Raw genomic sequence first — 10,038 nt, 5'->3', positions numbered from 1 at the left:
CCCGATTACATCTTAGCTGAGCCACAAACCTGTCCGAATTAGTAGGACCACTTCACAACCGTCTGACCCACAAGGCCGGTCGTTGTGCCATCTTCTTCTACGACAGTTACGTCTGCAGTGTATGTACCATCAGCCGGGAAGTCGTCGCCATCAAATGTCGCGCTCCAGTTGCCGTCTCCATCTGTGATGACAACTTCTGTCTGGCCTGCAACAACAACCGTTACTTCAGAACCTTCTTCCGCGGTTCCTGTGACAGTGATGACTTTACCAGCTTCGGTTAGCTCATCGCCACCGTATGTATCCGTGCGTCCGTTACCATCGATGGTTGGCGGTGTGCGTGGATCTACAGGGTCAACTGGATCAACAGGTGTGACCGGAGGCGTTACTGGAGGCGTAACAGGACCTTCAGGCTCAACCGGTGTTTCTGGCTCAACAGGTGTTTCTGGAACGACAGGTGTTTCCGGGGCTTCGCAGCCACCAGCGCCGGATGCCAAAAGCGCAGCACCAGCTGCACCGGCCGCAAGTGCGCCCGCACCGATACCACCACCACCAAGAAGGCCAGCACCCAATAGGCCGGCACCAAGCATGGACACGTCCTGATCGCCATCAATGCCAGTTGCGGCCATGAGGTTCGGATCGTCCACGAAAATCAAATCGTCGTCAGGGCTCCACTTGCCCCACTCAGCGGTTGTTCCATACTGAGCAAAGAGCGCGCCGTCAGCGCCCTCGATAAAGCTCACCTCGTTTAGAGTACCGCCTGAGCTAATGAACAGACGGTTAGGGTTTTCACCCCCACCAACGAAGTAACCCTCAAGGATCATAACGCGCCCATCAGCGAGTACGATCTCTAGATTATTACCTTGTCTGCTATATGCTTGCATGTCGCCAGGCTGAAGGTTCAACGAGAACTCAACACCCGATCCTACACTAACAACTGTCTCAGCGGCATCCGCCGCAACCGTGCCGCGCTCAACAACACCCATACCCCGACGGGCAACGAAATCTATCGCTCTCATGACCTATACCGCTCTTTTACCTCAGACCGACTCTTACGGGCGTGCCTATTTTAGTTATGCCCTGAACGTAACAATCTTTAGATACGTTTGATAGCCCAAAAGTTATCCGATTCGGTCAATTTCCAGGAGAGTCAAGCGATTGTTGCAATACTTCAGCACAAAAAGTGAACCAAATAGGCTAAATGCCCACGTTTGCATCCGGGATAGCACAATATATGGTGGCGTGACTGATTTGCATCAAAACAAGTGTTTCAATCCCAGAAAGCGCTTTGAAGGTCTCTTCTTAGAAAGAGACGGCCTCTCCGGTTGCGGCTGATTGCTGTGCCGCCTGCCCGATGCGTACGGCCCAAACGCCGTCTTGCAGTGAAACATCCAAAGGCCCTTCGCCGCGCACCGCAGCAACGAAACGCTGATGCTGATAAAAAGTCGAACCGTTGTGATCCCCGGCAGAAAGCAATGCGGGATCAACGACAATTTCGTGCTCAATGGGTCCCATTGGATTGCGCGGGCTCTCCACGAGGCGCGCGATTGGCGGGTCACCCAAGTGTTCAGGCCAAAACCGCCCTGGTCCGGGAACAAAGACTTCGACCTTCCCATTCGGACCGACAGCGCTGATCTCTTCTTGATACCGCGCACCTTCCGCGAACATGCACAGCTCTAGCATCGCGCGCGCGCCGCTTGCGAAGTCAACAATGACATAACCACTGTCCCAAATATCGGACACTTGCCCATCATAGACCTCATCCAGATGGTTCACCGCCTGCCCTGCGCTCGCCATCACGCGCACAGGATCACTGCCAAGCGCAAGACGCATCAAGTCAAAGAAATGACAGCACTTTTCAACCAAAGTACCGCCCGTATTGACGTTGAAGCGGTTCCAGTCGCCAACCTTTTCCAGAAAAGGAAAGCGGTGCTCGCGGATCGTCAGCATCTTCGTGCCGCCCGTCGCGTTTTGCAAACGCTCCAAAAGCGCAGTGATCGGCGGCATATAGCGATATTCCATTGCCACCCAAATCGGCGCTTTGTGTTTTTCTTTCAATGCAGTGACACGCGCCAGATCGCTCGGGTCTGTGAAAAGCGGTTTCTCAACGAGGATTGCAATATCAGGGCGCGCTGCATTTATCGCCTCGAGCTGTGCTGCATGACAGTGGTTGGGCGACACGATCAAAATCGCGTCTAAATCGTGGAAATTTATCAATTCCTGCTCGCTCGCCAACATAACGGCATTCGGCGCGAGGGCTTGCGATGCCGCTGACATCGCGGCGTCCGGCTCATAGATCGCCGCAACCGCTGCATCCTCAAGCAAGGCGATGTTTCGAATATGCTCACCGCCCATCATGCCGCAGCCAAGAATTCCGTATTTGAACGTCGCCATGGGCGTGTCTCCCTATTTTATGCGCGCCACGTAGTGCGCCTTACTTGTGTCAATCCAATTGCGCGACACCTCGGCGCGCGCGCCGTCCTGCGCCCAACTGATGCGTTCGGCGTAAGCAAGCGAACTGCCTTTGGCTGGCGCAAATTCCTGCGGCGCCCAATCAGGGCATGGCGCAACACTCAAGCGATCCTCTGCCCGCGTGATCCACAAGCCCAACACTTCGCGATAAAACAGATACAGCGAGTCCGACAACATATCCGCGCTCAAGCTTGCAGCGTAACTGCCATCAAGCCAAATCTCTTCCAGCACACACGGCACCGCCGACAAACTGCGCAAACGCCGAATCCTATAGCCGAATGTGCTGCTCCCGAACTCCGGTAAGTCATTCGGTTTTTCACAACGATCCATCGACAAAAGGCGCGCTGTTGGCAAGCCACCACCTTGCAACAACTCGACCCGAAAGAAGGCATAAACACTCTCAACATCTGATTGCACCTGAACATAATTTCCAGACCCCTGAACCCGCTTTAAGAGTTCTTTTTGTTCCAACATTACCAATGCCTTGCGTAACGTTGTTACTGTTGTACTTAAACTTAATGCCAGATCGCGTTCAGGTGGTAAACGCTCACCATCCAAATAGCGACCCGCCGCAATATCGCGGATCAAAAGCTCCGCGATCTGGACATAGAGTGGCAAGGCATTCTGAGTTGGCACTTTAAGGGTATCCAAAATTGATACACCATTGATTTACACTTTCACCGATGCTACGCAAGACAAAATGACGCACATGAAAGGCACCCAAATGACGGTCGTTCCTATCACGTCGCCAGACCTAGATGCCGCGGAAGTTTCCTGGTTCTCCGCGCTCTGCTCTGACGATTACGAATTTCTCGGTGTGCCAAACGGCGATCTCCGCTCCAGCTGGGAGCATTGCTCCAACATTGTGAAAGAGGCCGAAGCGCAAGGCTTTCGCAACATTCTTTGCCCCTCTTCATATCAGGTGGGCCAAGACACGCTGAGCTTTGTTGCGGGATGCGCACCCATCACTGACAAGATCAATATGCTCGCCGCTGTGCGCTGCGGCGAGATGCAGCCCATCATGCTGGCACGCACCATCGCAACGCTCGATCATATGATGAAGGGGCGCTTAACCGTTAACATCATCTCCTCCGATTTCCCTGGTGAAAAAGCCGACAGTGCCTTTCGCTACCAGCGCTCACGAGAAGTCGTGGAAATCCTCAAACAATCTTGGACACAGGACGAAATCAACTACAGCGGGGAAGTCTATGATTTCCAAGGCGTACCGACCGATCCAGCACGGCCATATCAAACTGGCGGCCCCCTGCTTTATTTCGGTGGCTACTCGCCCTCCGCGCTCGATCTTTGTGGCCAACATTGCGACGTTTACCTAATGTGGCCAGAACCCAAAGACCAACTCGCAGAGCGCATGAAGGCTGTTCATAAAGTCGCTGAAAGCTATGACCGCACTCTAGATTACGGCCTGCGCGTGCACATGATTGTCCGCGACACCGAAGCCGAAGCGCGTGAATACGCCGAATACATCGTGTCCAAACTTGATGACGAGCAAGGTAAAACCATCCGCGAGCGCGCGCTCGACAGCACCTCTTTGGGGGTGAGTCATCAGGCGAAAAACCGTGATCTGGCGGATATGGAGGGCTTTATCGAGCCGCATCTATGGACGGGCGTCGGACGTGCGCGCTCTGGCTGTGGTGCCGCTTTGGTTGGCAGTGCTGATCAAGCTCTGAGCGAGATTGAGAGCTATCAAAAAATGGGCATTCGTGCTTTCATCTTCTCGGGTTATCCGCATATTGATGAATGCAAACACTTTGGAAAACTGGTGTTGCCCCACTTGAAAACCTGTTCACTGCCCCACGTTTACGGTCGGGTGCCAGACAGCGCGCCTTTGACACCTCTTGGCGCAGGAGAAAGACGCTAAATGGAACGCATAAACCTCACTTCCGACGTAAGCCTCAGCCGTTTAATTTATGGCATGTGGCGGATTGGCGATGATGCCGACACTTCAACAAGCCACGTACAAGCCAAGATCGAAAGTTGCCTCTCGCAAGGCATCACAACGATGGATCAAGCCGACATTTATGGTGGCTACGAGGCCGAAGAAATCCTTGGAAACGCGCTAAAAGGCACGGATCTACGCGAAAAGATCGAGATTGTGACGAAGTGCGATATCGTAGCCCCTGCGGGTCGCTACTCTGATGCACGGGTCAAATACTACGACACCTCGCGCGCGCACCTCATGGCGTCGGTTGAACATTCCTTGCGTTTGATGGGCACTGATTACGTTGATCTTTTGCTGATCCACCGCCCCGATCCATTGATGGATGCTGAAGAAACCGGTGCCGCGCTCGATGAAATCGTGGCCTCTGGCAAGGCGCGCTCTGTGGGTGTTTCTAATTTCAAACTGCACGATTGGACCCTGCTTCAATCGGCGATGAAAACACCGCTGGTCACCAATCAGATCGAGCTTTCCTTGCTCGCGCACGACGGTTTCACCAACGGCGATGTGGCGTATCTGCAAGAACGCAAAGTCGCGCCGATGGCTTGGTCACCTCTTGGTGGTGGTTCGCTTTTTTCAAAAGATAACAATAACTTGCTGGATGTATTGAAAGTGATAAGTGAAGCGAACGGCGTGGATGAAACAGCCGTTGCTGTCGCTTGGCTTCTCGCACACCCTGCACGCATCATGCCTGTAATGGGGACCAATTCCTTAGATCGCATTGGCAAGATCAGCGATGCTCTGAAGGTCAAGATGGATCGTGAAACCTGGTTTGAACTTTATACCGCAGCACTCGGAAATGAAGTTCCATGAGCCGCGAGATGCCGCCCTTACCATTGCCCGACAGCTTCGAGCCGAGCGAGGGAAACGCACGCGCGTTGCGCGATGCTCTGGGCAGATTTGCAACGGGAATTACCGTGATAACTTGTGACAGCGCGCTTGGCCCGCTCGGCATTACCGCCAACAGCTTTGCCTCTGTTTCGCTTGATCCGCCTTTGGTACTTTGGTCACCGGCAAAAGCGTCAAAGCGCTACGATGCCTTTGTGACCGCCAAGCGCTACGCGATCCATGTCATGTCGGCTGAACAGGCCGATATCTGTGGCGGTTTCGCAAGCAATGGTCATGCCTTTGAGGGATATGACTGGCACGCTTGCGCGCAAGGTGTGCCGCTGATTGCGCACTGCTTGTCCCGTTTTGAGTGTACCCAAGAAGCGGTTCATGATGCCGGTGATCATTCGATCATTGTTGGTCGAGTCACTCGCGTCAGCACAAAAGCGGCAGACCCGCTTATGTTCTATTCTGGAAAGTATGGAGGCTTCAAAGAGGCCTAAACCTGCGCGTTATAGCAGAATTTCACAAGTCACCCTTGGGAGGGGACAGGCGATGGGACTACTAAAATGGCTACTGATGCCTTTCCAGATCTTCAATGATCTGGTGCTGCCTGTAGGTCGTGGTCTTGCGGTGTTGTGCATCGCCTTGATGGTCGTTTGCATCCTGATCCAAGTCTTCTTTCGTTACGTTCTCAACAACGCGTTACCCTGGCCCGATGAAGCCGCGCGCTTTTTGATGCTGTGGATGACAGGCTTTATCGCTCCGTCCGCGTACCGTGTCGGCGGCTTCGTCGCGATTGACATGTTTGAGCGCGCTTTGCCGCGTGCAGCGGCCGCAATCGTGTCGTTATTCTTGCTTGGCACTTCACTTCTGGTCCTGATCACCGCTGTTCAACTCGGAATGGATCACTCCAGCGGCATGTCTTGGAACTTCAAGTCCGCGACGCTTTGGGTGCCACTTGATTGGGTCGGCGGCAAAAGTTTCAAACTCGCGCTGGCGTGGATGTACATGTCACTGCTCGTAGGATTCATTCTTTTAACAATCGTTAATATCGAGCTGATCTTGCGCAGTCTCATCACATTAACTGGGGGTGATAGCTCGTTGAAACCGCTCTCTGCCGAAGAATATGTGTGGGCTGAATAAATGTTAATTTGGTTCCTCCCTGTCTTCCTTGTATTGTTGATGGTCGGCCTTCCAGTCTTCTTCGGCCTGCTCGCGGCACCTGGCATTTTGCTCTACCTTAACGGTCAAGAGCGCGACATCGCCCTGCTCTATCGCAACGTCTATAACGGGATAGATAGCTTTCCATTGATGGCCATTCCGTTCTTTATGCTTGCGGGCGAGTTGATGAACCGGGGCGGCATCACTGAGCGCCTTGTCGAGTTTTCTCAAGCACTGATGGGTCACCTGCGCGGCGGACTTGCGCAGGTCAACATCCTGTCGTCGATGCTCTTCGCTGGCCTTTCTGGATCAGCCGTGGCGGACACATCTGCGCTCGGTTCCATGCTTGTCCCTGCGATGGAGAAGGAAGGCTACACACGCAAATACGCCGCTGCGATTACTGCTGCGTCCTCGGTCATTGGCCCGATCATTCCCCCCTCTGGCATCATGATCATCTACGCATATGTCATGGGCGAAAGCGTCGCTGCTTTGTTCTTGGCCGGGATAGTGCCCGGCATATTGGTCGGCGTCGGCCTGATGGTCATGGTCCGTTTGACGGCTGACAAGTACGACCTGCCTGCTGCCAAACGCGTGGTGCTGCAAGGCACGAGCATGGGCGCGGTGGAATGGTGGGTGTCCTTCGCCCTCGTCCGTCTCAACATCGGTCTCGTTATCTGGTCATTTGTCCCACTCGGTGAAGACGCGAGCGCGACGGCAAACTGGCTCAGCCTAGGCGGCGCATTGCTCGCCGCGCACGGTTTGTTCCTCGGCATCCGCCAACTCGTCGGCCATGATTTCCGCATGGTGTGCAAACGCGCGATGGTGCCTTTGCAAACACCGATCCTGATCTTGGGCGGCATCCTTGTTGGTATTTTCACCCCAACCGAAGCCGCAGCGATTGCCGTGTTCTACGCAACCCTCGTTGGCTTTTTCATCCTGCGCACGCTCAAGATGAAAGACATGCCGCTGATCTTGATGAAAGCAGCGAGTACATCTGCGGTGGTCTTACTACTGGTCGGCGCAGCGATGGCGTTCAAAACCGTGGTCAGCCTGAGCCACGCACCTGAGCAACTCGCCGCGATCATCCTTGGCCTGTCCGACAACCCGCTGATCCTGCTTTTGTTGATCAACCTGCTCTTGTTCATCGTCGGCATGTTCCTAGACGCTGGCCCTGCGATCATCATCCTCGGCCCTATCCTTGGCCCAATCTTCGTTGATCTTGGCGTCCACCCTGTGCATTTCGCGATCATCATGAGTGTGAACCTCACCGTTGGCCTTGCCACACCCCCTATGGGACTTGTGCTCTTCGTCGCCAGTTCCGTATCCGGCGAGCGGGTCGAAGCCATCGCGCGCGCCATTTTGCCATTCCTTTTGGTTGAAGTATTCGTGATTTTCCTGATCACTTACATTCCAGCCATTTCGATGACGATCCCCCGCCTTACGGGGTTCGTAAACTAACTAAAAAACCAACTTGGGAGAACCAAAAATGCTAAAAAGCTTAACAAAAACACTGCTTGCTGCGAGTTTCCTCGCAACAACCGGCTTCGCGGCCTACGCAGACGGCCACGCGCAGTATAAAATCCGCGCGACAGCCAACTCGAATGAGAATGACGAAGACTATGATGGTCTGGTCGTCTTCAAAAACTACGTCGAAGCGGCATCAAATGGCGCGGTCGAAGTCGAGTTGTTCATCGGTACGCAGCTTTGCTCCAAGGGCGCTGAGTGCTTGCAAGGTGTGGCTGACGGCTCCATCGACGTCTACATCTCCACATCCGGCGGCGCGGCTGGCCTGTTCCCATATGTTCAGGTTCTCGACCTGCCTTACCTGATGGCGGACGACCGTGTTGCAGAAGCTGTGCTTGAGGGCGACTTCACACGCAAAATGCGCGAAATGGCGCTGGCAACATCCGGCGACAAGATCCGCTTGATGACCATCGGTAACACAGGCGGCTGGCGCAACTTCGCGAACACCAAGCGCCGCGTGCAGAACCCGTCCGACATGGAAGGCCTGAAAATCCGTACAGTTGTTGCTGATCTTCCACAGGAACTCGTGCGTGCCTTGGGTGCCTCCCCGACGCCGATCCCATGGCCTGAGCTGTTCACATCGTTCCAAACGGGCGTTGTTGAGGGGTCCAAGAACGGCATCACCGACATCATGGGTATGAAGTTCCCAGATGCTGGCTTGCAGTACGTCACGCTCGACGGCCACGCCTACATGGGCGCGCTCTGGTGGATGAGCAACGACAGCTTCATGGCGATGCCAGAAGATGTGCGCCAAGTGGTTGTGGATGGTTTCTCCCAGCTCCAGCAGGCGACATTCGCGTCCCCAAAGCGTAAGTCGATCCAAGCCTACGCGGATTTCGTCGCAGGCGGCGGTGACCTCTATGTGCCAACACCTGCGGAAAAAGCGGCTTTCAAAGACGCGGCGGCCCCTGTGTATGATTGGTTCAAAGGCAATGTTGACGGCGGCGAAGAGATCTTCGACGCGCTGACATCCGCAGTTGCTGAGGCTGAGGCCGACATCAATGCTGGCCGTATGGCTGATATTAAGTAAAGATTGCTCGTCGCCTAAATGGCGTTTGAACGATTGAAAAGCGGTATCTGGAAGGATGCCGCTTTTTTTCTGGCTGAATATGGTTCAGCCAATTGCAAGATTGCATCGAACTGCAAAAGATCAGTTTTATATTGAAACAAGCTTATCACTGACCAAAAAACCCATCTTTCGCTTCACCGTAGACAAGAGCATGAATGGCATATACAACTTAATAGTGTATATTAACTAGCCCCTCGCGCTGGCTTTCACAAAGCAATTTTGCGCTCAAATCTCTTAAAAAAGGAATTTTACCTTGGCTACTGTTGAAGAACTATTGAACCCACCACAACCGAGCAAACCTGCTACTTGGAGCGATCCTGTACTTTCAGGAGAAATTGCAAGCGGAGCGATGCCGCTAAGTGAATATCCAGGTGTTCTTGACCTAATATTGCAAAATGAAACTGCCTTTCAAATGTGGGGCGGTCGTTACTGTGTGGCAAATATAGATTTTAAAGTACCATACACGGGTGGCACTGCTGCTTGTGTGAACGGCATTCAATTGGCGGCGGACAAAATTGATCCAAGCCAAGTTTGCCTTAAATGGGTGAGCCGTTGGCAACTCGCGGGCTCGACACACCAATATAGCCCGAGCGAAAGCAAACAAACTGTTACTCTTCATGATGAGATAACTCGTGGAATGTCAAAAACTCAAATGGAAGAGTGGTCTGTGGAAGTGTCTGCAGGCATCGAAAAGGGGCCTGTTTCTATTGGTGCAACAATCGGCAAAACTTTTGGAACGACCTTTGAAGTTTCTACACAAACAACCAAAGCTGCCATTAGAGAGATTACGGTACCCGAAAACACAGGGTATATCACCGCTGACTTTCAAACTTATAATGAATTTTCTATCGTCAACCCAGACGGAACTCCCTTCTCTATTGAGGCTGACTATTGGGTTAGATCAGGAACGATGTTAAACGCACCTCTATATGCGCGAAAAGTTTTTAATTTGCTGGGGAACAGTATTATACCGCTGCTACCCCAAAACCCGAATTTTTTCATGGGTTATGACGCGGAAATTGTCTGA

The 10,038-nt window shown here is 53.2% G+C and carries 10 protein-coding genes; 7 read left to right on the top strand and 3 right to left on the bottom strand.

Features of this window, described 5'->3' with window-relative positions; genetic code table 11:
* Nucleotides 1–38 precede the first annotated feature (38 nt).
* The 3 genes from PFRI_RS21010 to PFRI_RS00870 all read right to left on the bottom strand — a co-directional run bounded on the left by PFRI_RS21010 (nucleotide 39) and on the right by PFRI_RS00870 (nucleotide 3,120).
* Nucleotides 39–1,016 carry a hypothetical protein gene (locus PFRI_RS21010; protein WP_139292062.1) on the bottom strand — a complete coding sequence of 326 codons (978 nt, stop codon included), beginning with the start codon at nucleotides 1,014–1,016 and terminating at the stop codon, nucleotides 39–41.
* 283 nt (nucleotides 1,017–1,299) lie between these two features.
* A complete protein-coding gene (locus PFRI_RS00875) occupies nucleotides 1,300–2,391 on the bottom strand; it encodes a Gfo/Idh/MocA family protein (RefSeq protein WP_072628880.1) in 1,092 nt (363 codons plus the stop codon).
* 12 nt (nucleotides 2,392–2,403) lie between these two features.
* Nucleotides 2,404–3,120, bottom strand: a complete 717-nt coding sequence (locus PFRI_RS00870) for a GntR family transcriptional regulator (protein WP_245812186.1) — start codon at nucleotides 3,118–3,120, stop codon at nucleotides 2,404–2,406.
* A 73-nt stretch (nucleotides 3,121–3,193) separates the two neighbouring features.
* On the opposite strand from PFRI_RS00870, the gene PFRI_RS00865 reads away from it, so the two are divergent.
* From PFRI_RS00865 to PFRI_RS00835, 7 genes are all read left to right on the top strand, one after another.
* The gene (locus PFRI_RS00865; RefSeq protein ID WP_072628883.1) at nucleotides 3,194–4,348 is read left to right on the top strand and encodes an LLM class flavin-dependent oxidoreductase; all 1,155 of its coding nucleotides are present in this window, start codon (nucleotides 3,194–3,196) and stop codon (nucleotides 4,346–4,348) included.
* On the top strand, nucleotides 4,349–5,239 hold the full coding sequence (locus tag PFRI_RS00860) for an aldo/keto reductase (protein ID WP_072628879.1): 891 nt from the start codon (nucleotides 4,349–4,351) through the stop codon (nucleotides 5,237–5,239).
* Nucleotides 5,236–5,757: a flavin reductase family protein gene (locus PFRI_RS00855; protein ID WP_245812184.1), complete on the top strand. Its 522-nt coding sequence runs from the start codon at nucleotides 5,236–5,238 to the stop codon at nucleotides 5,755–5,757. The genes PFRI_RS00860 and PFRI_RS00855 overlap by 4 nt, the downstream gene beginning before the upstream one ends.
* A gap of 52 nt (nucleotides 5,758–5,809) precedes the next feature.
* Nucleotides 5,810–6,400, top strand: a complete 591-nt coding sequence (locus PFRI_RS00850) for a TRAP transporter small permease (RefSeq protein WP_072628878.1) — start codon at nucleotides 5,810–5,812, stop codon at nucleotides 6,398–6,400.
* Nucleotides 6,401–7,876: a TRAP transporter large permease gene (locus PFRI_RS00845; RefSeq protein WP_072628877.1), complete on the top strand. Its 1,476-nt coding sequence runs from the start codon at nucleotides 6,401–6,403 to the stop codon at nucleotides 7,874–7,876. It begins immediately after the preceding gene.
* 28 nt (nucleotides 7,877–7,904) lie between these two features.
* Entirely contained in the window at nucleotides 7,905–8,972 is a 1,068-nt protein-coding gene (locus PFRI_RS00840) for a TRAP transporter substrate-binding protein (protein ID WP_072628876.1), read from the top strand.
* A 292-nt stretch (nucleotides 8,973–9,264) separates the two neighbouring features.
* Nucleotides 9,265–10,038 carry a hypothetical protein gene (locus PFRI_RS00835; RefSeq protein WP_072628875.1) on the top strand — a complete coding sequence of 258 codons (774 nt, stop codon included), beginning with the start codon at nucleotides 9,265–9,267 and terminating at the stop codon, nucleotides 10,036–10,038.

The organism is Planktotalea frisia, assembly GCF_001890925.1.
GTDB lineage: Bacteria > Pseudomonadota > Alphaproteobacteria > Rhodobacterales > Rhodobacteraceae > Planktotalea > Planktotalea frisia.
The sequence above is the reverse complement of the archived record's forward strand: the minus strand, read 5'-3'. Positions and strand labels throughout refer to the sequence as shown.

Excerpts from the sequence above, each read along its gene's own strand:
- PFRI_RS21010 (WP_139292062.1), bottom strand. The coding sequence starts at position 1,016 with ATGAGAGCGATAGATTTCGTTGCCCGTCGGGGTATGGGTGTTGTTGAG.
- PFRI_RS00875 (WP_072628880.1), bottom strand. The coding sequence starts at position 2,391 with ATGGCGACGTTCAAATACGGAATTCTTGGCTGCGGCATGATGGGCGGT.
- PFRI_RS00865 (WP_072628883.1), top strand. The coding sequence starts at position 3,194 with ATGACGGTCGTTCCTATCACGTCGCCAGACCTAGATGCCGCGGAAGTT.
- PFRI_RS00860 (WP_072628879.1), top strand. The coding sequence starts at position 4,349 with ATGGAACGCATAAACCTCACTTCCGACGTAAGCCTCAGCCGTTTAATT.
- PFRI_RS00855 (WP_245812184.1), top strand. The coding sequence starts at position 5,236 with ATGAGCCGCGAGATGCCGCCCTTACCATTGCCCGACAGCTTCGAGCCG.
- PFRI_RS00850 (WP_072628878.1), top strand. The coding sequence starts at position 5,810 with ATGGGACTACTAAAATGGCTACTGATGCCTTTCCAGATCTTCAATGAT.
- PFRI_RS00845 (WP_072628877.1), top strand. The coding sequence starts at position 6,401 with ATGTTAATTTGGTTCCTCCCTGTCTTCCTTGTATTGTTGATGGTCGGC.
- PFRI_RS00840 (WP_072628876.1), top strand. The coding sequence starts at position 7,905 with ATGCTAAAAAGCTTAACAAAAACACTGCTTGCTGCGAGTTTCCTCGCA.